The sequence below is a fragment of the Kineococcus lubricus genome (genome assembly GCF_050871965.1).
GTDB lineage: Bacteria > Actinomycetota > Actinomycetes > Actinomycetales > Kineococcaceae > Kineococcus.
In genome coordinates this window covers 58,121-79,324 of record NZ_JBJLSK010000001.1, presented here as the reverse complement: position 1 = coordinate 79,324, position 21,204 = coordinate 58,121, and the positions used below count along the sequence as shown (strand labels likewise).

The 21,204-nt window shown below is 72.8% G+C and carries 19 protein-coding genes; 14 read left to right on the top strand and 5 right to left on the bottom strand.

All coding sequences use genetic code 11. The features are described 5' to 3' along the window. Positions 1-2: 2 nt before the first annotated feature. Positions 3-722: a glycosyltransferase family 2 protein gene (locus tag ACRYRX_RS00365; RefSeq protein WP_432509789.1), complete on the bottom strand. Its 720-nt coding sequence runs from the start codon at positions 720-722 to the stop codon at positions 3-5. Positions 723-781: 59 nt separating this feature from the next. Here ACRYRX_RS00365 and ACRYRX_RS00360 point away from each other — a divergent pair, with 59 nt between their 5' ends. Beyond that, the gene (locus ACRYRX_RS00360) at positions 782-2,602 is read left to right on the top strand and encodes an ABC transporter ATP-binding protein (protein WP_432509788.1); all 1,821 of its coding nucleotides are present in this window, start codon (positions 782-784) and stop codon (positions 2,600-2,602) included. Here ACRYRX_RS00360 and ACRYRX_RS00355 read toward each other — a convergent pair. Next, entirely contained in the window at positions 2,589-3,170 is a 582-nt protein-coding gene (locus ACRYRX_RS00355; RefSeq protein ID WP_432509787.1) for a HEPN domain-containing protein, read from the bottom strand. The genes ACRYRX_RS00360 and ACRYRX_RS00355 overlap by 14 nt on opposite strands. Continuing rightward, positions 3,170-4,315 carry a ParA family protein gene (locus tag ACRYRX_RS00350; protein WP_432509786.1) on the bottom strand — a complete coding sequence of 382 codons (1,146 nt, stop codon included), beginning with the start codon at positions 4,313-4,315 and terminating at the stop codon, positions 3,170-3,172. The genes ACRYRX_RS00355 and ACRYRX_RS00350 overlap by 1 nt, the downstream gene beginning before the upstream one ends. A 228-nt stretch (positions 4,316-4,543) precedes the next feature. Here ACRYRX_RS00350 and ACRYRX_RS00345 point away from each other — a divergent pair, with 228 nt between their 5' ends. The 13 genes from ACRYRX_RS00345 (at position 4,544) to ACRYRX_RS00285 (ending at position 20,150) form a co-directional block, all read left to right on the top strand. After that, on the top strand, positions 4,544-5,689 hold the full coding sequence (locus ACRYRX_RS00345) for a glycosyltransferase family 4 protein (RefSeq protein ID WP_432509785.1): 1,146 nt from the start codon (positions 4,544-4,546) through the stop codon (positions 5,687-5,689). Next, complete coding sequence (locus ACRYRX_RS00340) at positions 5,686-7,689, top strand: DUF6541 family protein (RefSeq protein ID WP_432509784.1); 2,004 nt, start codon at positions 5,686-5,688, stop codon at positions 7,687-7,689. The genes ACRYRX_RS00345 and ACRYRX_RS00340 overlap by 4 nt, the downstream gene beginning before the upstream one ends. Before the next feature lie 17 nt (positions 7,690-7,706). Further along, positions 7,707-9,560: a glycosyltransferase gene (locus tag ACRYRX_RS00335; protein ID WP_432509783.1), complete on the top strand. Its 1,854-nt coding sequence runs from the start codon at positions 7,707-7,709 to the stop codon at positions 9,558-9,560. Then, positions 9,557-10,765 (top strand): acyltransferase family protein, encoded by a 1,209-nt coding sequence (locus ACRYRX_RS00330; RefSeq protein ID WP_432509782.1) that lies wholly within the window; start codon positions 9,557-9,559, stop codon positions 10,763-10,765. The genes ACRYRX_RS00335 and ACRYRX_RS00330 overlap by 4 nt, the downstream gene beginning before the upstream one ends. A gap of 103 nt (positions 10,766-10,868) precedes the next feature. Next, positions 10,869-12,056, top strand: coding sequence for a UDP-galactopyranose mutase (gene glf / locus ACRYRX_RS00325; protein ID WP_432509781.1), 1,188 nt, complete (start codon positions 10,869-10,871; stop codon positions 12,054-12,056). Next, a complete protein-coding gene (locus ACRYRX_RS00320; RefSeq protein WP_432509780.1) occupies positions 12,053-14,062 on the top strand; it encodes a glycosyltransferase in 2,010 nt (669 codons plus the stop codon). Before glf ends, ACRYRX_RS00320 begins: the two co-directional genes overlap by 4 nt. Positions 14,063-14,064: 2 nt before the next feature. Continuing rightward, positions 14,065-14,949, top strand: a complete 885-nt coding sequence (locus ACRYRX_RS00315; protein ID WP_432509779.1) for an ABC transporter permease — start codon at positions 14,065-14,067, stop codon at positions 14,947-14,949. Next, the gene (locus tag ACRYRX_RS00310; protein ID WP_432509778.1) at positions 14,949-15,704 is read left to right on the top strand and encodes an ABC transporter ATP-binding protein; all 756 of its coding nucleotides are present in this window, start codon (positions 14,949-14,951) and stop codon (positions 15,702-15,704) included. Before ACRYRX_RS00315 ends, ACRYRX_RS00310 begins: the two co-directional genes overlap by 1 nt. Then, positions 15,701-17,209 (top strand): hypothetical protein, encoded by a 1,509-nt coding sequence (locus tag ACRYRX_RS00305; protein WP_432509777.1) that lies wholly within the window; start codon positions 15,701-15,703, stop codon positions 17,207-17,209. The genes ACRYRX_RS00310 and ACRYRX_RS00305 overlap by 4 nt, the downstream gene beginning before the upstream one ends. Then, the gene (locus tag ACRYRX_RS00300; protein WP_432509776.1) at positions 17,206-17,715 is read left to right on the top strand and encodes a phosphatase PAP2 family protein; all 510 of its coding nucleotides are present in this window, start codon (positions 17,206-17,208) and stop codon (positions 17,713-17,715) included. The genes ACRYRX_RS00305 and ACRYRX_RS00300 overlap by 4 nt, the downstream gene beginning before the upstream one ends. Further along, the gene (locus ACRYRX_RS00295; RefSeq protein WP_432509775.1) at positions 17,712-18,629 is read left to right on the top strand and encodes a decaprenyl-phosphate phosphoribosyltransferase; all 918 of its coding nucleotides are present in this window, start codon (positions 17,712-17,714) and stop codon (positions 18,627-18,629) included. Before ACRYRX_RS00300 ends, ACRYRX_RS00295 begins: the two co-directional genes overlap by 4 nt. After that, entirely contained in the window at positions 18,626-19,060 is a 435-nt protein-coding gene (locus ACRYRX_RS00290) for a GtrA family protein (RefSeq protein ID WP_432509774.1), read from the top strand. The genes ACRYRX_RS00295 and ACRYRX_RS00290 overlap by 4 nt, the downstream gene beginning before the upstream one ends. After that, complete coding sequence (locus ACRYRX_RS00285; protein WP_432509773.1) at positions 19,053-20,150, top strand: glycosyltransferase family 87 protein; 1,098 nt, start codon at positions 19,053-19,055, stop codon at positions 20,148-20,150. Before ACRYRX_RS00290 ends, ACRYRX_RS00285 begins: the two co-directional genes overlap by 8 nt. Here the strand turns inward: ACRYRX_RS00285 and ACRYRX_RS00280 are convergent. Continuing rightward, a complete protein-coding gene (locus ACRYRX_RS00280) occupies positions 20,095-20,466 on the bottom strand; it encodes a DoxX family membrane protein (protein ID WP_432509772.1) in 372 nt (123 codons plus the stop codon). The two genes, ACRYRX_RS00285 and ACRYRX_RS00280, sit on opposite strands and share 56 nt — an antisense overlap. A gap of 30 nt (positions 20,467-20,496) precedes the next feature. Continuing rightward, a complete protein-coding gene (locus tag ACRYRX_RS00275) occupies positions 20,497-20,691 on the bottom strand; it encodes a hypothetical protein (protein ID WP_432509771.1) in 195 nt (64 codons plus the stop codon). Positions 20,692-21,204: the final 513 nt, after the last annotated feature.

The following is a 21,204-nucleotide window of genomic DNA, read 5'->3' as shown; positions in this document are numbered from 1 at the left end:
CCCTAACCCAGCAGCGTCTCGACGAGGATGTTGACGCTGTTCAGCAGCGACTGGCCCTTGGAGCGGGAGTAGTCGGTGTAGAGCACGTGCACCGGTTCCTCGGCCCAGCGCAGGTCCGAGCGCCCCACCTGGTGCACGATCTCGCTGGCGTGGGCCATCCGGTTGTGCCGGATCCGCAGCGTCGCCGCCCCCCGCCGCGAGAACACCCGCAACCCGTTGTGCGCGTCGGTCAGGCGCAGCCCCGTGGTGCGGTTGGTGTAGACGACGGCCGCGCGCAGCACCGCGCGCCGCAGCGGGTCCAGCTCGGTGCGGCCGTCGAGGAAGCGGGTGCCGAACACGACGTCGAGGTCCTCGTCGTGCAGCCGCTGCACCATCGTCACCGCGTCCTCGACGCGGTGCTGGCCGTCGGCGTCGAACGTCACCACCGACCGGGTCAGCGGGTCCCGCAGCGCGTACGCGATGCCCGTCTGCAGCGCCGCGCCCTGCCCCAGGTTCACCGCGTGCCGCACCACGACCGCCCCGGCGTCCTGCGCGACGCGCGCGGAGTCGTCACCGCTGCCGTCGTCGACGCACACGACGTGCCGGAACCGCTCCCGCAGCCCGCGCACCACGTCGCCGATGACGGTGGCCTCGCAGTAGAGCGGGACGACGACCCACGTGTGGTCGAACCCCGGCGCGGGGCGCGGCGGGGTGTCGGCGGGGGAGTGGGCTGACGTGGTCACGGCCCGTCCATCATGGCGGGTCCCCCGGGCGGGGTCGCGCATCGGCGAGGATGACGCGCGTGAAATCCCTGCTGTCGACGGTCCGCGCGCTGCTCACCCTGCTGCCGGCGGGCAGCTCGCGCTTCGTCGCGGTGTACTGCACCGCCCAGGCGCTGCTGTCGGTCTTCGACGTCGCCGCGCTCGGGCTGCTCGCCGTGCTGCTGCCCGCGGCCGTCAGCGGCGACGGGCGGCTCGCGTTCGCGCTGCCCGTCGTGGGGTCCACCGTCAGCACCGTCCAGCTCATCGTCCTGATCTGCGTGGCGAGCCTGCTGCTGGTGCTGAAGTCCCTGGCCCAGCTCGCCCTCGTGCGCTGGGGCGTCGTCCGGTTCGCCGGGCACGAGGTCGACGTCGCCGACCGCCTCGTGCGGGCCTACCTGTCCGCGTCCTGGGCCTACCGGCTGCGGTCGTCGTCGGCGCGGGCCGTCCGCACGGTCGACGAGTCGCTGAACCAGTCCTTCAACGGGTTCCTCATGCCGTTCTCCAGCCTCGTCGCCGAGGTCGCCTCGCTCGTCGCCGTCGGGGTCGTCGTGCTCGTCGCGGCCTGGCAGACCGCGATCGTGGCCGCCGTCTACTTCGGGCTCATCGCGGTGCTGCTGTACGCCGTCATCGCGCGGCGGGCCGCGGCGGCGGGGCGGGCCGCGACGTCGGCCAGCGTCCAGACCATCCGGCTCGTGCAGGAGTCGTTCGCCACGACGAAGGAGATCACCCTGCGCGGGCGCGGCGACCAGCTCGCCGGGGTGGCCCGGGAGGTCCGCACCGGCAGCGCCCGGGCGCGGGGGATGGCCTTCTTCTACTCCGTCGGCCCCCGGTTCGTGCTCGAGGCGGCCCTGCTCGGCGGGTTCCTCGTCGTCGGCGGTGTCGCGGTCCTCACCCAGGGGGTGACCGAGGCCGTCTCGGCGATCGGGCTGTTCGCCGTCGCCGGGTTCCGCGTCGTGCCGTGCCTGACCCGGCTGCAGTCGGTGTTCGCGACCATGCACGCCCACGAGCCGAACGCCCACGAGGTGCTCGACGCGCTGCGCGAGACCGGGGCCGCCCGCGACGACCGGCCCGCCCCGCAGCCCGGGACCGCCCCGGTGGTCCTGCCGCCGGGAGCGGTCGAGATCGTCCTGGAGGACGTCAGCTTCACCTACCCCGGCAGCGACCGGCCCGCCCTCGACGGGGTGTCGGTGCGGGTGCCGGCCGGGTCCCGCGTCGCGGTCGTGGGGCGCTCGGGGTCGGGCAAGTCGACCCTCGTCGACGTGGTGCTGGGGCTGCTGACCCCCACCGGCGGGCGGATCCTGGTCGCCGGGGAGCCGCTGTCCGACGTCACCGCCGCCTGGCGCGGGCGCATCGGGTACGTCCCGCAGGAGGTCGCGCTGCTCGACGCCGACGTCGCCGCGAACGTCGCGCTGTCCTGGCGGCCGGAGGAGGTCGACGTGCCGCGCGTGGAGCGGGTGCTGGCCGCCGCCCAGCTCGCCGACGTCGTCGCCGGCCTGCCGCAGGGCGTCGCCACCCCCGTCGGGGAGCGCGGGCTGCGCCTGTCCGGCGGGCAGCGGCAGCGGCTCGGCATCGCCCGCGCCCTGTACACCGACCCCAAGGTGCTCGTGCTGGACGAGGCGACGTCCGCGCTGGACGCCTCCACCGAGGCCGCCGTCACCGAGACCGTCGCGCGGCTGCGCGACGACGTGACCGTCCTCGTCGTGGCGCACCGGCTCGCCACCGTCCGCGACTGCGACGCCGTCGTGCTGCTGGAGGCGGGCCAGGTCGTGGACGTCGGCACCTTCGACGAGGTCGTGGCCCGCGTCCCCGACTTCGCGGTGCAGGCCGAGCTGTCGGGGCTGACGGGACCTAATACCCCATAACTTTATCGAACGCATGCACGATCGACTCCATGTCGTTGAGTGCGGACGTACACTCTCCGACGGAGAGGTGGCGGAACGCAATTTGAACGGCGTCCCAGTCGCCATGGTGGGCGATAGCGTTACGCCGTAAGACCTGCGCGTTGATCGCGCTCTTCAAGTCTCGTTCACGACGCCTCAAGGCGATGCCCGTCTGTCGCCAAACGTCGTCTGCAACTTTTCCAGACGCAGTTAAGAGCTTGTCGATCTGATCGGGATCAGTCAATGTCCGAGTAAGTAATTCGAACTCTAAATGCGCTCGGCCTTTAGGGCCCTGCACGGACGCTGCAGATCCCGATCTGATGTATTGCGCTACGACGCTTGCTTCGTTGGCGCCACGTGAGGCATAAGTGTGAAGTATTTCTGCGCCGAGTTCGTGCATGTAGGTGTCTAACGCCGATACCGTGAGAACGACGGCGCAGCGGCAAAGCGTGTCAGACATGGTCTGATTAGCAGGTTGACTCGCTAAGCTTGCGATGCTTCGCACTTGGCTCGCAAGTTGATCGAAGATGAACCGCGCGTGCGAGGGCATTAAAGCCGAGCCTCCTGTGCAAGGTCGTTCACGCGATTTGCAAAGGTGGAGAAAATTCGGTCAAGACTTGCAATTTGGCGCTGAGAACCCTCGTAGACAACCCCAACTTGGCCGAGCTGGTCTTGTGTGAGTTCGTAGACAGGGACGCCGTGCTCTTGTGCTTTTGGTAGCAAGCTATTGAACTCTTGAATTTGCGCAAGAACTGTGCTGCTGGGAATCCCTGCCGCGGCGTAGTCTGCAGCATCGAAAGTGAGGCCCTCCCTCTTAAGGGCAGGAACGAAGTTATCTTCAAGAGCAGACTCAATCTTACGAATCCACTCTCGGAATGGACTTGTTGGCGTACCGTAAGGTTCCTCCTCGGAGGGCGAACGGTAGAGACGGTATCGCTGGATGACCGCCCCAGCTAGTTTCAAGCGGGGCTCAGGATAAGGGTAGAAGGCTGTAGAAAGAACTTCGCTTTCGCTCGCCTGGCGAGCCCATCTGGCCCAACGCGGCAAAACCCCCGCGAGAGATTGCAGAGCCAGCAAGGAAAAGTAGTCCGGAGAAGTCGGAACCACCAGTAGGTCGCTGATGGTTACAAGGTTCTGATTGAGGGCCCCGAGGCTGGGGCTCATGTCAACGAGGACATAATCCGCCGCATACTTTTCTGCAGTTGCTTGGAGGAGATAATAGGCTGCTCCGGGAACATTTTGAAGCGCCATAATACTGCCGCTCAATTCTTGGGCGATGCTGAGACTCACTTCGAATTCCCCCACCCGCAAACTGCCTGGCAGCAGGAAGAGGCCTTCCCTCCCTTCAATGGGGAAGCATTCGACTGCTTCTAGAGGCTTGGGGGCGGATTCGAAGGCCGGTCGGAGCGCCCCGTGGAGGGTTCGGTCCGCATAATCACTCCAGAATTCGGCAGCCTCTTCTTGAACTTGCGAAAAGGTGGTGCTGTCGATATCCGTTTCGCTTTCGGCAACGTCCTCTTCGGGCCACCGAAAGTCCAAACCGCGCACGGCAGCAGTTAGATTGCACTGTGGATCTGCATCCACCAAGATCACGCGCTTCCCGAGGCGAGCGAGCATCCAGCCCAGGTTGAAGGTGGTTGTGGTCTTGCTGACCCCACCTTTGTGGTTGAAGAGAGAGATGATCTTGGCGCTCATGTCACTCAGCGTAGTCGGACTCAGCAACTTTGGGGCAGCGTTGCATCGACTCGCACTCGCGCCTGCGGTGGCAGTGTCGCGTGCTGCTCGGAGGTGCCCACCTGGCCCACCTCGGGACTGCAACAGCTTGAGTTAGCGGCCTACGCTGATGGTTGAGCGTGTTCCCTGAGGGCCAGAGGTCGGCGCGTTTACATCAGGCCCCGGCGACGCTGGGTAGGGTTCCCGATCGTGTCGCCGCTGGTCCGCATCGCGACGCGGACCTACCCGCCGGACGTGGGAGCCGCGCCGTTCCGCCTGCGCGCCCTCGCCCGCGCCCTCGTGGCGCGCGGCTGCGACGTCGAGGTCGTCACCACGTCGGCCACCGCCGCCGAGCGCCCCGACGCGGGCGTGCGGACGCGGCGGCTGCCGGTGCTGCGCGACGGCGACGGCGTGGTCCGCGGCTACCTGCCGTACCTGTCCTTCGACGTGCCCCTCACCGCGCGGCTGCTCACCGGCCGCCGCCCCGACGTCGTCGTGCACGAGCCCCCGCCCACGACCGGGGTCGTCACCCGCCTCACCTCCCGGGCGCGGGGCGTCCCCTACGTCTCCTACCTGCCCGACGTGTGGGCGCAGGGGGCCGTCGCCGCCGGTGCGCCCCGGCCGGTGCTGGCCGCCGTCGGGCACGCCGAGCAGCTCGCGCTGCGCGGCGCGGCCCGCGTCCTGGCCGTGACGCGCGGCATGGCCGACGAGGTCGTCCGCGGCGGCGTGGACCCGGCGCGCATCCGCGTCGTCGGCAACGGCGTCGACGTCGACGTCTTCCGGCCGGCCGCGAGACCTGCTCCCGGAACCGTTGCAGGGCAAGGGATCCGGGTCGTCTACAGCGGCACCATGTCCGAGTGGCAGGGCGCGGGCGTGTTCGTCCGCGCCTTCGCCCTCCTCGCCGCCGGCCACCCCGGGGCGCGGCTGACGATGGTCGGCGGGGGTGTGGACGTCCCCCGGCTGCGCGAGCTCGCCCGCGCCGTCCCGGGCGTGGAGCTGCCCGGGACGGTCGCGCCCGAGCGCGCCGCCGAGCTGCTCGCCGGGGCCGACGTCGCCCTCGCCTCCCTCGTGCCGGGCTCGGGGTACGACCTGATGTCCCCGACGAAGATCTACGCCGCCACCGCGTGCGGGACCCCCGTCCTGTTCGCCGGCGTCGGCAGCGGCGCGCGCACCGTCGCCGACCACGACCTCGGCTGGGCCGTCGCGCACGACCCGCACGCCGTCGCCGACGTCCTCGCCCGCGTCCGGACGCCCACGCCCGCGCGCCGGGCCCGGCTGCGGGAGTGGGCCCTGCAGCACGGCTCGCTGGCCGCCGCCGCCCAGCGCGCCGCCGACGCCGTCACCGAGCTGCTGTGACCGTCGTGCCCGTCACCGGCGGCACGCCCGCCGGGGACGTCCTCACCCTGGCCGTGGCGACGCTGTGGGTCCTCCTCCCCGGCGCCGTCGTCCTGCTGGCCGCGGGACTGCGCCGACTGCCCGTGCTGCTCGGCGGCGCCCCGGCCGTCAGCATCGGCCTGTCCACCCTGGCCGCCACCGCCACCGGGGCGCTGGGCACCCGGTTCACCTGGTGGACCGTGCTGACCGCCACCGCCGTCGTGGCCGCTCTCGCCGCCGCCCTGCGCGGACGGGCCGGGGCGCTGGAGGACCGCACGCCCCGCGGGCCCCTGCTGGCCACCGCGGCCCTCGCGCTCGCCGCCGCCGGCACGGTGGCCGAGGTGTTCCGCCGCGGGCTCGGCGCCCTCGCGACCCCCTCGCAGGAGCACGACACCATCACCCACACCCTCGTCACCGCGCGCATCCTGCGCACCGGCGACGCCGCCCCCTGGCGCGCGCAGGCCGTCGACGTCGTCACCGGCGACCCCGCCCAGTACTACCCGAACGGCCTGCACCAGTGGGCCGCCCTCACCGCGCACACCGCGGGCGTGGACGCGGTCAGCGGGCTCAACGCGACCAGCGTCGTCGTCCTCGCCGTCGTCCAGACCCTCGGGCTCGTCGCGCTCGCCGCCCGCGTCCTGCCCCGCGACTGGCTGCCCGCCGGGGGAGCCGCCGCCGTCGCCGCCGCGCTGGCCCACCAGCCGCTGCTGGCCATGCACCACGACTCCGGGGCGCTGTCGAACGCCGCCGCGATCGCCGTCGCCCCCGGGACGATCGCGCTGCTGCTGCCCCCCGCCCACCGGTCCGGGCGGCTGCCCGGACGGGCGGTCGCCGCGCTCGTGCCCGCCCTGGCCCTGGCCGCGGCCGGGGCCCTCACCGTCCACCCCAGCGCCGCCCTCACCGTCGGCGGCGGCGTCCTGGGCGCCGGCGTCGTCCTGGCCCTGGCCGGGCCCGGGGGCCGGGACCTGCGCCGGGACCTGCGGTGGCCGGCGGGCCTGGCCGGCGCGGCCGTCCTGGCCGGGCTGCTCGTGGGGACCTCGCTGCTGCGCGCCGCGGCCGCCGGCGGCGGGTCCAGCTCCCGCTTCGCGCGCGACATCCCCGTCCAGACCCTGCCCGACGCCCTGCACCGCGTGCTGACCCTGCCCCTGCAGGGCGGCCTGGACCCCGACGCCACCCGCTCCCAGTGGTGGCTCGCCGGGGCCGTCGTCGTCGGCGTCCTGCTGGCCGGGCGCGCCGGCGCGGCCGTCCTCCTGCCGTGGCTGGTGTGGTCGGCGCTCGCCGTGGCCTACCTCGTCGGCGTGCGCGGGCCCGGCGTCGACCTGGTGTGGGACTCGGCGTGGAACTCCTACTACCGCGTCGTCGCCCACGGCAGCCCGTGGGCGTGGCTGCTCGCCGGGGTCGCCGTCGCCCGGATCGCCACCACGTACGCGCGGCGGGCCGCCCCCGTCGTCGCGGCCGCCCTGGGGGTGGTGCTGCTCGCCGGGGCGGTCGTGGTCGCCGGGCCCACCGAGGTCGCGGCGCTGCGCGCGCGGTACGCCGCCCCCGAGTACGAGCGCGTCGACGCCGACGACGAGGCCGCCGGGCGGTTCCTCGCCGCGCACGTCCGCCGCGGTGAGCGCGTCCTGAACTCCGGCAACGACGGCTCCACCTACGACTACGTCCTGCACGGGGTGCCGGTCATGGCGACCACGGCCGTGCCGCTGGCCTCCCAGCCGGACCTGCGGGTCCTGGCCCGCGACCTGCGGGACATGACGCCGCAGGTGCGCGAGCTGCTGCGCGAGCACCGCGTCGGGTGGGTCGTCGTGGACTCCCTGGCCCCCGGGCTGCCGCTGCGGCCGGCCGACGCGGAGTTCTTCGGCGTCGACGGGTACGCCGTCCCGCCGGGCCTGACCGACCTGGACGGCGTGCCCGGCCTGCGCCGGGTGTTCACCAGCGGCTCCGTGGGCGTCTGGGAAGTGGTGGGGCAGGGGGCCGTGCCGTGACCTGGCACCCTGTGGCGGTGCCTCCCGAACCGAGCGCGACCCCGCGCGTCGTCGCGGTGGTCGTCGCCTTCGACCGCCGCGACCTGCTCCTGGCCGGTCTCGACGCGCTCGCCGCGCAGACCCGCCGCCCCGACCTGGTCGTCGTCGTCGACAACGCCAGCTCCGACGGGTCGCCCGCCGCGGTGCGGGAGTGGGCCGCGGCCCACGACCTGCCGCTGGACCTGGTCGTGCTGCCCCGCAACACCGGCGGCGCCGGGGGGTTCGCCGCGGGTCTGGCCCGCGCGGTGCACCGGCACGCCGCCGACGCCGCCTGGCTCATGGACGACGACACCGTGCCGACCCCGACGGCGCTGGAGGAGGCGCTGAAGGCGCTGCGCCGCACCGGGTCGGCGCTCGTGGCGAGCCGGGTGGTGTGGACCGACGGGCGCGACCACCCCATGAACACCCCCCGCGAGCGCCCCGGCGCGAGCGCCGCCGAACGCGCCGCGGCCCGCGCGGCGGACTGCGTGCCGGTGCGGTCGGCGAGCTTCGTGGCGCTGCTGCTGGACGCGCGCGCCGTGCGCGAGGCCGGGCTGCCCGAGGCGGCGTTCTTCCTGTGGAACGACGACTTCGAGTACACGACGCGGCTGCTGCGCGACCGGCGCGGCGTCGCCTCCCGGGCCAGCGTCGTCGAGCACCGGACGAGGGTGTTCGGCGGCAGCGACGCCGACCCGGGGGAGCGGTTCGTGCTGGAGGTCCGCAACAAGCTGTGGACGTTCACCCGGTCCCGGCCGCTGGACGCGCGCGACACCGTCCTGTACGGCGGCGCGACCCTGCGCCGCTGGGCCCGCACCATCGCCCGCTCGCAGCGCCGCGGGGTGCTGCTGCGGGGGCTGGTGGACGGCCTGCGGCAGGGCCTGACCCGCCCCGAGCCCACCGCGTCCGTGCTGCGCGACCTCGGGGAGGTCGGCGAGGACGTGCGCGCCGTCGAGGCGGGCGCCGGCCGCCCGGCGCCCGCGGCCGGCCTCCCGCCGGCCGCCGCCCCCCGCGACGGGGAGCTGCCGCCGTTCTCGGTGCTGCTGCCGGTGTGGGCGCGCGACGACGCCGACCAGCTCCGCCGGGCCGTCCGCAGCGTCACCGCCGACCAGCGGCTGCGCCCCGACGAGGTGCTGGTCGTCCGCGACGGCCCCGTCCCCGCCGACCTGCAGAAGACCCTCGACGACCTCGACGGGGTCGACGGCATCGAGGTCCACGAGCTCCCCGTCAACGTGGGCCTGGCCCGCGCGCTGGAGGAGGGGCTGCGGCAGTGCCGCTTCGACGTCGTCGCGCGGATGGACGCCGACGACGTCAGCCTGCCGGACCGGTTCGCCCGCCAGCTCCCGCTCATCGCCGCCGGGGCCGACCTCGTCGGCTCCGGGCTGCTGGAGATCGGCGCGCACGAGGACGACGTCGTGGGCCGCCGCGTCCCGCCCACCGGCGCCGCCGAGATCGCGCGCTACGCCCGCTTCCACGACCCGTTCAACCACCCCACCGTCGTGTACCGGCGCTCGGCGGTGGCCGCGGCCGGGGGCTACCGCGACCTGGACCTCATGGAGGACTACTGGCTCTTCGCGCGGATGATCGCGGCCGGGGCGCGGGTGGAGAACCTGCCCGAGCCGCTCGTGAAGTACCGCGTGGGCGCCAGCCCCGACGCCGGGTCGTACGCGCGCCGCGGCGGCCTGCGGCTGTTCCGCTCCGAGCTCACCCTGCAGCGGCACCTGCGCCGCGAGGGGTTCACCACGCCCGTCCAGGCCGTCCGCAACGTCGTCGTCCGCGGCGGGTACCGGTTCGTGCCCACCCGCGTCCGCACCGTCGCCTACCGCGCGCTCATCGCGCGAGGGAGGGAGTCGTGACCGCCGTCACCGACACCACGCCGCCCGCCGACACCGCCGCCCCCCGGCGGCTGCCGGAGGTCCGTTCCATCACGGGCCTGCGGATCGTCGCCGCGGTCTGGGTCCTGCTGTTCCACTGGAAGTTCACGCCGCTGCCGGACTGGGGCGGGGTGCGGGCCTTCCTCACCCCCGTCCTGGACTCCGGGCACCTCGGCGTGGACCTCTTCTACGTGATCTCCGGGTTCGTCATCACCCTGACCTACCTGGAGGAGATGGGCCGCCGGCCCCGGCTGCGGGGCTGGGTCGACTTCTGGTGGGCGCGGGTCTGCCGCGTCTGGCCCGCCTACGCCGTCGTCGTGGTCCTGTTCGGCCTGTGGCTGCTGTGGCGGCGCAGCATCGACCCCGCCTTCTACGCCTACCAGGGCGTGCAGCCCGACCTGGGCCCGTGGGCGTGGGTCGAGCAGCTGCTGCTGGTCCAGCTGTGGCACCGCCCCGACTTCGACGGGGCCAGCTTCGTCGGCGCGACGTGGTCGGTCTCGGCCGAGATGGCGGCCTACGTCGCCTTCCCCGTCCTGGCCCTCGTGCTGTTCCGGCTCAAGCGGCTGCCGTGGTGGGTGCTGCTGCTCGGCGCGGTCGCGCTGATGACCCCGGCGGCCCTGCGCAGCTACCAGACCGGCGTCATCTACTGGGACTACTCCTGGCTGGAACGGATCTTCACCTGCTTCGGCGCCGGGGCGCTGGTGTGCCTGGCGGTGCGCCGGCTGCAGGACGGGCCCGTCAGCTCGGCCCGCGCGGCCCGCTGGGCGCCGGGCGTCGCGTGGGTGCTGGTGCTCGAGTGCGTCCTCGTCGTCGGCTGGGCCGCGGGCCGCCCCTACGACCGGTACGCCGTCGTCGCCGTGCTGTTCCCGCTGCTCGTGGGGGCGCTCGCGCTCACCGGGCGCGGGCCGTCGGCGTTCCTGTCCCGGCCCGCGGTCGTGCTGGGCGGGCGGATCTCCTACAGCGTGTACCTGGTCCACGTCCCGGTGTACGAGGTCTTCTGGACGTTCCAGAAGGAGGTCCCGCAGATCGCGCCGGGCGGGCCGTGGACGGGCTTCCTGGTGCCGAACCTGCCGGTCGTCGCGATCGGTCTGGGGTGGGTCCTGTGGAGGTTCGTGGAGGAACCCGCCCGCCGCCGCCTGCGGTCGGTGCGCCCCGGGCGACCCGCGCGTCCCGCGCCGAGTCGTTGAGCCGGCCGGACCGGCGGGACGGCTACGCTGACGCCACCATGCCCGAGCACAGTGCTGCCCAAGAGACACGCCGAGAGACGGAGCGAACGAGGGTGACCGAGCAGTGAACGCAGACCTCGTCGTCGTCGGATCGGGCTTCTTCGGGCTCACCGTCGCCCGCCAGTGCGCGGAGGAGCTGGGCCTGAAGGTCCTGGTGATCGACCGCCGCGACCACATCGGCGGCAACGCCTACTCCGAGGCCGAGCCCGAGACCGGCATCGAGGTGCACCGCTACGGCGCGCACCTGTTCCACACCTCCAACGAGCGGGTGTGGGCCCACGTCAACCGGTTCACGAAGTTCACGCCGTACGTGCACCGCGTGTTCTCGACCTACCGCGGCGGCGTCTACTCGATGCCGGTGAACCTGCACACGATCAACCAGTACTTCGGCAAGGCGCTGTCGCCGGCCGAGGCCCGGGCCCTCGTCGCCGAGCAGGCCGGCGAGATCGACTCCGCCGCCGCCGACAACTTCGAGGACAAGGCGATCTCGCTGATCGGCCGCCCGCTGTACGAGGCGTTCTTCAAGGGCTACACCGCCAAGCAGTGGCAGACCGACCCCCGCAACCTCCCCGGGGCGACGGTCACCCGCCTGCCGGTGCGCTACGGGTACGACAACCGCTACTTCAACGACACCCACGAGGGCCTGCCCGTCGACGGGTACACCGCGTGGCTGGAGCGCCTGGCCGACCACCCGGGCATCGAGGTCCGGCTGGGCACCGACTTCTTCGACGAGGGCCAGGAGGTCCGCAAGGGCAACGTCGCCGGGAACGTGCCGGTCGTCTACACCGGCCCGGTCGACACCTACTTCGGCGACGCCGAGGGGCAGCTGTCCTGGCGCACGCTGGACTTCGAGCAGGAGGTCCTGCCCGTCGGGGACTTCCAGGGGACGCCGGTCATGAACTACGCCGACGAGGACGTGCCCTACACCCGGATCCACGAGTTCCGGCACTTCCACCCCGAGCGGGACTACCCGAAGGACAAGACCGTGATCATGCGGGAGTTCTCCCGCTTCGCGGTCGCCGGGGACGAGCCGTACTACCCGGTGAACACCCCCGAGGACCGGCAGAAGCTGCTGGCCTACCGCGACCTCGCCTCGCGCGAGGAGGGCGTCCTGTTCGGCGGGCGCCTGGGCACCTACAAGTACCTCGACATGCACATGGCGATCGGTGCGGCGCTGTCGATGGTGGACAACAAGCTGACGCCGCACTTCAAGGACGGCGCGGCCCTCGTGGCCGGTGGGGTGGACGCATGAGCACGGTGACGCACGGCGACGAGCTCCAGCTCGAGGGGTCGACGGGCCTGGCCCCGGACGACGGGGTGTGGCGCGAGGTCCACCGCATCGTCTTCCCCGCCAAGACCGACATCGACGTGCTGCCGCTGTACGTCGACTTCTCCCAGTCCGAGGGGTACGCCTCGGCGGAGTCGGACTCCGTGGAGTTCGTCAACACCGGCGGCGGGGAGTCCGACACCGAGGCCGCCGGGGACCGCCGCAGCCTGACCGTCCCGGCCGGCAAGCGGTACTCCCTCGGCTCCTACTTCAACGCGTTCCCGGCCAGCTACTGGCGCAAGTGGACCCGCGCGGAGAAGATCCGCTTCGACGGCTCCTTCACCGGGTCCGGCACCGTCACCCTGTTCAAGTCCAACGCCCGCGGCTCGCGCCAGCGCGTCACGTCGTGGCGGGTGGACGGCCAGGCGCGGCTGTCCGAGGAACTGACGCTGGCCCCCTTCGCCGACGGCGGCTGGTACTGGATCGACGTCGCCGGCGGGGCCGAGGCCCTCACGCTCGTCGAGGCCGCCTGGAGCGCGCCGGTCGCCGACCAGCCCGCCGGGAAGGCGTCCATCGGCGTCACGACGATGAACCGCCCCGACTACTGCGTGAAGACGCTGAACGCGCTGGCCTCCGACGCGTCCGTGCTGGAGGTCCTCGACGAGATCGTCATCGTCGACCAGGGCACCCAGCGGGTCCGCGACGAGGACGGTTTCGACGAGGTCGCCGCCGCGCTCGGGCCGAAGCTGCGCATCATCGAGCAGGCCAACCTCGGCGGCTCGGGCGGTTTCGCCCGCGGCATGTTCGAGGCGGTCCGCGGGGAGCGCAGCAAGTACGTCCTGCTCCTGGACGACGACGTGAACATCGAGCCCGAGGGCATCGTGCGCGCCGTGCAGTTCGGCGACGCCTGCCGCAAGCCGACCCTCGTCGGCGGGCACATGTTCGACATGTACGACCGGTCGGTGCTGCACACCCTGGGCGAGGCCGTGAACCTGTACCGGTTCTTCTGGGGCCCGGCCCGCGGCCTGTACCACGGCCACAACCTGGCGGCCTCGAACCTGCGCCAGACGCCGTGGATGCACCGCCGCGTCGACACCGACTACAACGGCTGGTGGATGTGCCTCATCCCCGTCGAGGTCGTCAAGGAGATCGGGCTGGCGCTGCCGGCGTTCATCAAGTGGGACGACGCCGAGTACGGCCTGCGGGCCATGGAGCACGGCTACTCCACGGTGTCGCTGCCCGGGGCGTGCGTGTGGCACGTGTCGTGGAACGACAAGGACGACACGATCGACTGGCAGGCGTACTACCACGAGCGCAACCGCTTCCTGGTGGCGCTGCTGTACTCGCCGTACGAGCGCGGTGGCCGGTTGTTCCGCGAGAGCAGCTACACCGACGTCAAGCACCTCATCTCGATGCAGTACTACGCGCAGACGCTGCGCAACCGCGCCCTGAGCGACCTGCTCCGGGGGCCGGGCCACCTGCACGACACCCTCGCCAGCACGCTGCCGGCGATCCGCGCGCTGCGCGCTCAGCACCCCGACGCGCAGGTCCAGGCCGAGCCCGACGCCTTCCCCACCCCCAAGCGCGGCAAGCCCGCGCACAAGGGCAAGGAACCGCGCCCGCCGAAGAAGGCCACCCTGCTGCCGTGGGCCGCGCAGGCCGCCCTGCGCCAGCTGCGGCCGGTGAAGCCGGAGGCCGCGCAGCGCCCGGACGCGACCCTCGCCGCCAGCGAGGGCAAGTGGTGGGAGCTGTCGCTGTACGACTCCGCCGTGGTCTCCATGGCCGACGGCAAGGGCGCGGTCTGGTACCGCCGCGACGGGAGGAAGTTCCGGTCGCTGCTGGCCGAGTCCGCCGACCTGCACCGCCGGATGCTCACCTCGTGGCCGCAGCTGCGGGCCTCCTACAAGGCGGCGCTGCCGGAGATCACCTCCATGCAGGCGTGGGCGAAGACCTTCGGCGTCGACCTGTCCGAACCGGTGGAGAAGAACTGACCTTGGCTGCCTCCACGACAGCGCCCCTGGTGGCCCCGGGCCACGGCTCGGGGCTGCTGGACGTCGTCCGGTACCGGTACCTGCTCAAGCTCCTGGTCCGCAAGGAGATGCGGGTCCGGTACCGCGGGTCCGTCATGGGCCTGCTGTGGTCCTACGTGAAGCCGGGCGTGCAGTTCGCCGTCTTCTACTTCGCGATGGGGGAGTTCCTCAAGCTCAACCAGAGCGTCCCCAACTTCGCCGTGTACCTGTTCTCCGGCATCGTCGTCATCAACTTCTACACCGAGGCGTTCGGCAACGCGACGCGCTCGGTGGTGGGCAACGCACCGCTCATCAAGAAGATCTTCCTGCCCCGGGAGCTGTTCGCGGTCTCCTCGGCGTGGGTGGCGGCGATCCACTTCCTGCCCCAGCTCGTCGTGCTGCTCCTGGCGTGCGTCGCCACCGGCTGGCGGCCCGGGCCGGTGCAGGTGCTGGCCGGGGTGCTCGGGTTCGCCATCGTCGCGGTCCTCGCCGTCGGCCTCGGGCTGCTGTTCGGGGCGATCAACGTCCTGTACCGCGACTTCGAGAACATCGTCGACCTGCTGCTGATGATCGTCACGTGGACCTCCCCGGTCCTGTACGACTGGCGCAAGGTCGCCGACGCGGTCGGCGGGCCGGACTCGTGGTTCATGACGCTCTACCAGCTGAACCCGATCACGTCCGCCGTCGAGCTCTTCCACTGGGCCTTCTGGTACCCCACCGGCGATGTCCGGGACGCCGGCGCCGCCGTCGTGCTGCCGCCGCACCTGCTGTGGTCGGGGCTGTGGGCCCTGCTCATCGCCGGGGCGCTGCTGGCGGCCGGGCAGGCCGTGTTCCGCCGCATCGAGGGCCGTTTCGCGCAGGAGCTGTGATGACCGTGACCAACGTCCCCGGCACCACCACCGCCACCGCCATCGAGGTCAACGGCCTCGTCAAGGACTTCACCCTGCGCCACAACCGCTCCCTCAAGGAGCTGGCCATGGCGAAGATCCGGAAGAAGCCGATCTCGGACACGTTCCGGGCCCTGCACGGCATCGACCTCACCGTCCACCAGGGCGAGTCGCTGGCCCTGCTCGGGTTCAACGGGTCGGGCAAGTCGACCCTGCTGAAGCTCATCTCCGGGGTCATGCGCCCCGACCGGGGCACCATCGGCGTCCGCGGCCGCATCGCCGGGCTCATCGAGGTCGGCGCCGGGTTCCACCCCGACCTGACCGGCCGCGAGAACGTGTTCCTCAACGGCGCGATCCTCGGCATGGACGAGGCCACGATCACCGCCCGGTTCGACGACATCGTCGCCTTCAGCGAGATCGAGCGGTTCATCGACACCGAGGTGAAGTTCTACTCCTCGGGGATGTTCCTGCGGCTGGCGTTCGCGGTGGCCGTCCACACCGACCCCGAGGTCTTCCTCATCGACGAGATCCTGTCCGTCGGTGACGAGCCGTTCCAGAAGAAGTGCCTGGCCCGGATCGAGGAGCTGCGCGCCGAGGGCCGCACCCTGGTCATCGTCAGCCACGACCTCGACATGGTCGCGAACCTCTGCACCCGCGGGGTGCTGCTGGAGCAGGGCCGGATCGTCGCCGACGACACCGCCCACCGCGTCGTCGCCCGGATGCGCGGCCAGGCGTGAACCGCAGCACCCGGCACCTCGTGCCCGCCGCGGCTGTCGGCGTGCTCGCCGCGGCCACGTTCCTGCTCGTGCGCACCGCGCTCGTCGACGACGCCTACATCACCCTGGCCTACGCGCGGAACCTCGCCCTGCACGGGACGTGGGGCCTGCTGTCCGACGTCCCCTCGAACACCGCGACCTCCCCGCTGTGGGTGCTGCTGCTGGGGGCGGTGACCTTCGTCGTGCGCCGGCCCGTGCTGGCGCTGGGGATCCTGCACGTCGCGATCGCGGTCGGCCTGACGCTGTCGCTGACGTCGTCGGCGCGCCGCACCCGGCTGCCCGCGTGGGTCGGCCCCGCCGCCGCCGTCGCCATCGGGGTGAACCCGCTGCTGCTGAGCTCGGTGGGCCTGGAGTCGGCGTTCCTGGTCCTGCTGGTCTCGCTGCTGCTGCTGACCGCGGTCGCGGGACGGCCGGTGCTGTTCGGCCTGCTCGCCGGCGCGGTGTTCCTGACCCGCATGGACGCCGGCGTCGTCATCGCCGTCCTCACCCTGCTCACCCCCGCGATCCTGCGCCGGGTGCACCTGGCCGTGCCCGCGGCCCTCGTCGTGGTCGTCCCGTGGATGGTGTGGAGCTGGTTCTCCCTCGGCTCGGCCGTCCCCGACACCGTCGTCATCAAGACCCTGCAGGCCAAGTGGGGGCAGTACGACGTCACCAACGGCGCCCAGATGTACGTCGAGGTCTACGGGCTCACCGCCGTCCTGGCGTTCCTGCCCGTCGTCCTCGGCGGCCTCGGCTGGTGCGTCCTGGCGGCGTACGGCTGGACGGGCCGCCGCGCGGAGTCCTCCGCCGGGCCGCGGCTGTGGCCGTGGCTGGTGACCGGGCTCGCGGGCGTCGCGCACTACGCGGCGCTGTCGATCCTCGGCGTCCCGCCCTACCACTGGTACTACGCGGTGCTCGTCGCCCTGTCCACGGTCACGGCCGTCGCGACCCTGGGCGTGCTGTTCGGCGACGTCGCGGTCCGGCCCGTCGGCCTCGGCGCGGGGCTGGCCGCCGTCGTCCTCGTCGTGGCGAGCACCGGTGCGAACCTGCGCGCGGGCACCCCGTGGCCCATCGCCCCCATCCAGACGAACTGGGCCGAACCCTCGCGCTACACCCAGATCGCCACCGACGTGCAGGCCCTCCTGCGCGAGCGCGGCGGCCCGCAGCACGTCACCTCGCCCGGTGAGATCGGGCACCTGGCGTACGTGTGCGACTGCGTCGTCGACTACTTCGCCGACCCCGCCCGCGTGCAGCCGATGATCGACCAGGTCGAGGCCGACGCCTCGCCCACCGGCCGCCGGCTGCTGGAGCTCAACTTCACCCACCGCGACCGCGACGCGGCCCCGGTGCCCGTCGCCGGGGACCTGTTCCGCTTCGACCGCGGCACCGAGCCCCCCGAGGCGCGGGGGCTGCCCACCTGGCCCGTCTCCACGACCTGGGACATGGCCGTCTCCGACATCGTGCTGCTCCCGGCAGGAGGACTGTGAACGTCAAGGATTCGCTGGCCGCGGCGGACCTGCGCCTCCTGCAGGCCGTCCAGCGCGGGATCACCGCCCCCGGCGCCCAGCAGGTCGCCACCGGGCTCTCGCACGCCGGCGAGCACGCCGCCGCGTGGATCGCGATCGGGGCCGCCGGGTACCTGCTCGACCGCCGCCGCCGCCGCGAGTGGGCGGTCGCCACCGCCTCGGTCGTCGCCGCGCACGGCGCCTCCGTCGTGCTCAAGCGGGTCGCGCGCCGGCACCGGCCGCTCGACCACCACGTCGAGGTCCGCGTCGGCACCCCCAGCCGGTGGAGCATGCCGAGCTCGCACGCCACCTCCACGACCGCCGCCGCCGTCGCCTTCGCGCCGCTGCTGCCCGTCCCCACCTGGCCGCTGGTCCCCGCGATGCTCACCTCCCGCCTCGTCCTCGGCGTGCACTACCCGACGGACGTGACGGCCGGCGCCCTGCTCGGCGCGGCGACGGCCGCGGCCGTGCGCCGGATCGCCTCGTGACGACCACCGACCCGGCCACGCCCTCGGCCTCCCCGTCGGCCCGGGCCTCCCGCCTGCCGGCGTGGCTGCGGGCGATGCGCCCGCGCCAGTGGGTCAAGAACGTCCTCGTCCTGGCGCCCGTCGTCCCCGCCGGGTCGCAGGTCGGGCTCGACACCCTCACCGGCGTCGCCGTCGCGTTCGCCCTGTTCTGCCTGGTGTCCAGCTCCATCTACCTCATCAACGACGCCAAGGACGTGGACGCCGACCGCGCCCACCCGCGCAAGCGCTTCCGGCCCATCGCGGCCGGGGAGCTGTCGGTGCGCACCGCCGTGGCCCTCGCCGTCGTCCTCGCGCTCCTGGCCGTCGGCGGCGGCCTGGCCTGGCAGCCCGCGCTGGGCACCGTCCTGGTCGTCTACTTCCTCATCCAGCTCGCGTACTGCTTCGGCGTCAAGCACGAACCGGTCCTGGAACTGGCGTGCGTCGCGTCCGGGTTCCTGCTGCGCATGCTGGCCGGCGGCACCGCCGGCGACATCCCGCTGTCCGGCTGGTTCCTGCTCACCACCGCGTTCGGGTCGCTGTTCATGGCCGCCGGGAAGCGCTACGGCGAGGCCCGGCGCGGTGAGCTCACCGGCGAGGCCGTCCGCCGCGTCGTGCGCAAGTACACGACCACCTACCTGCGGTTCGTGTGGACGCTGGCCGCGACCGTCGTCGTCACCGCCTACGCGCTGTGGACCGTGGAGGTCCTCGTCCCGCAGTCCGGCACGAACCTGGCGTCGATCTCGGTCGTCCCGTTCATCCTGGCCGTCCTGCGGTACGCCGTCGACGTCGACAAGGGCGACGCCGAGGAACCCGAGGAGATCGCCCTGCACGACCGGGTGCTGCTCGTCCTCGCGCTCACCTGGTGCGCGTCGCTGCTCCTGGCGGTGTGGCTGTGATCCGGGCCGTCACGCAGCACGAGCGGTTCGGGGAGGTCGTGCGCTTCCTCGTCTCCGGCGGGATCGCCTACCTCGCCGACCTCGTGGTGTTCAACGTCCTGCTGTTCTCCGGCGTCGGGTCGGCGTGGTCGAAGGTCGTCTCCAGCGTCGTCGCCATCTTCATCGCGTTCCTCGGGTCGCGGTACTACACCTGGCGCGAACGACGCAGCGAGCACCCGGGCCGCGAGTACGCCCTGTTCTTCCTGTTCTCCGCCCTCGCCGCCGGGTTGCAGCTGCTGTGCCTGGCGATCACCCACTACGGGTTCGGGTGGACGTCGCCGCTGGTGGACAACCTCTCCGGCAACGTCGTCGGGATGGCGATCGCCATGGTGTTCCGGTTCTGGACGTTCCGCACGTTCGTCTTCCCGGACCGCCCGACCTCCCGTGCGTGAGCGCAGGTTCCTGCTCCCGGCGCTGGCCGGGGTCCTGCTGACCGTCGCGGTCGTCCTGTCCGGCGTCGGGCAGGAGCCGTGGCAGCCGGGCTACGACCTGGCCGTCTACCGGGACGGCGCCCGCGACCTGCTCGCCGGCCGCGACCTCTACCTGCGCGAGACCTACCGCGGGCACTGGTTCGTCTACCCGCCGTTCGCGGCGGTGCTGTTCGTCCCGCTGCTCCTGCTGCCCGCCGCCGTCGACCTCGTGGTGTGGGACGCCGCGCTGATCGCCGTCACCGTCTGGGCCTGCTGGAAGGTGTTCCGCGCCGTCGCGCCCAGGAGCACCGACCTCCTGGCGGGCGTGGGCACCGCGCTGGTGCTGCTCAGCGACCCGTTCCGGGAGGCGCTGGTGCTCGGGCAGGTCAGCCCCCTCGTGGTCGTCGGGCTCGTCGTCGGCTGCCTGTACGGCGGCCGCGGCGGCGCGGTGCTCGCCGGGCTCGCCGGCGCGGTGAAGGTGACCCCGGCGCTGGTCGTGGCCGCGGGGGTGAACCGGCGTGCGCGGTGGTGGTTCGCGGCGGCCGTCGTCGTGGTGGGTCTGGTGGCGACCGGGGTCGGGGTGCTGCTGGCGCCGGCCTCGGCGGTGTCGTACTTCGGCGGGCTGCTGTGGGACTCCACCCGCGTCGCCGCGCCCGGGACGACCACCAACAACTCCCTGGCCGGCGCCTTCGCCCACGCCGGGCTGCCCACGACCCCGGCGCTGGTGCTCGCGGTGCCGCTGGTGGCGCTGGTGCCCCTCGTCGCGCACCGGGGGGACTGGCTGGACCGCGGGCACCGGGTGCGGTTCGGGCTGCTCGTCTCGCTGGTCACCTGCCTGGTCTCGCCCGTGACCTGGTCGCACCACGCGCTGGCCGCGCCGATCGCCGCGGTCGCGCTGGCCGGGTGGGGGCGGTGGCGGCCGCTCGCCGTGCTCGCCGGCGTCCCGTGGCTGCTGCCCGTCCTGCACTGGGGGCCGGTCGCGGCGCAGACCCGGCCGCTGTCGCTGCTGGTGCTCGTCACGCTGCTCGCGCTGCCGGCCGCCCGGCGGGCCGCACCCGCGGTGCGGGCCTGAGCCACAGCACCGTCACGGCCGCCAGCAGCAGCGCGATCGTCACGACGGGGCTGAACCCCAGCACCGCGACGTTGGCGATCGTCGCCCCCACCATCAGCAGGGCCAGGCCCGCCGCGGCCGCGCGGTGCAGCTTCGGCACGAGCAGCCCCACGCCTCCCGCGACCTCGCAGGCCCCCACGAAGAACCGCAGCCACTGACCACCGAGCCCCTCGAACATCGACACCGCGGCGGCGTCCCCGGCGAGCTTGCCCGCCCCCGCCGCGACGAACACCACCGCCAGCGCCACCCGCAACACCCAGCTCACGACGCGTCTCATGCCCTGTGCGACCACCGGGCGGCCCAGGACTCATCGCCGTTCCGGCGGAGCGGACCCCGACCGGTGCACGTCGTGCACGACGCCCAGCCACCACTCGCGCTGCCGGACGACCTGGTGCCAGTCGAAGCGCAGCACCACCTTCCCCTGCCCCCGGAGCTCGGCGTCGCGGCGCAGGTCCTCGCGCCGCTGCCGGGGGTCGACGTGGAAGCGGAACCCTGGGGGCACCGCCCGGCGCCCTGGCGCCGGGGGACGGTCTCGACGACCAGCCAGCCGTCGATGACGAAGTCGACCCGGCCTGCCGGTTCCAGGACGCGCTGGGTGCGGACGGCGTACCCGGCGTCGAGGAGGTCGTAGCGGGCGACCGTCTCCAGCGGTGAGCCGCTGCGGGGGTCTGCCCAGGTGATGAGCCGGCGGCGGGGGTCGTTGCGGTTCATCCGGACGCGCGCGTCGTGCAGTTCCTCGACCGTGACGAGCTGCCGACGCAGGGCGCTGTCGACGGGGACGAGGGCGAACCGGTGGGCGAGGCAGGTCAGGCAGTCGAGCACGGTGTCGAGAGGAGCGGTGCTTCCGTCCAGGTCTCGACGGTCCCGGCGGTGGACGGTCGTCCCCGGCCACGTGCCGCGGGTCCCGGGCGGGCACGCCACGTGCAGCCGCGACGGCGGGTCGACGAGGTCGAGCCCGAGGGCGGCGGCAGCGGTGTGGCGACTGCGGGTACCGCGGAGCACTGCGACCGCCAGG

Coding starts and splice junctions, on each gene's coding strand:
- ACRYRX_RS00355 (WP_432509787.1), bottom strand. CDS start 3,170: ATGCCCTCGCACGCGCGGTTCATCTTCGATCAACTTGCGAGCCAAGTG.
- ACRYRX_RS00350 (WP_432509786.1), bottom strand. CDS start 4,315: ATGAGCGCCAAGATCATCTCTCTCTTCAACCACAAAGGTGGGGTCAGC.
- ACRYRX_RS00320 (WP_432509780.1), top strand. CDS start 12,053: ATGAGCACGGTGACGCACGGCGACGAGCTCCAGCTCGAGGGGTCGACG.
- ACRYRX_RS00310 (WP_432509778.1), top strand. CDS start 14,949: ATGACCGTGACCAACGTCCCCGGCACCACCACCGCCACCGCCATCGAG.
- ACRYRX_RS00280 (WP_432509772.1), bottom strand. CDS start 20,466: ATGAGACGCGTCGTGAGCTGGGTGTTGCGGGTGGCGCTGGCGGTGGTG.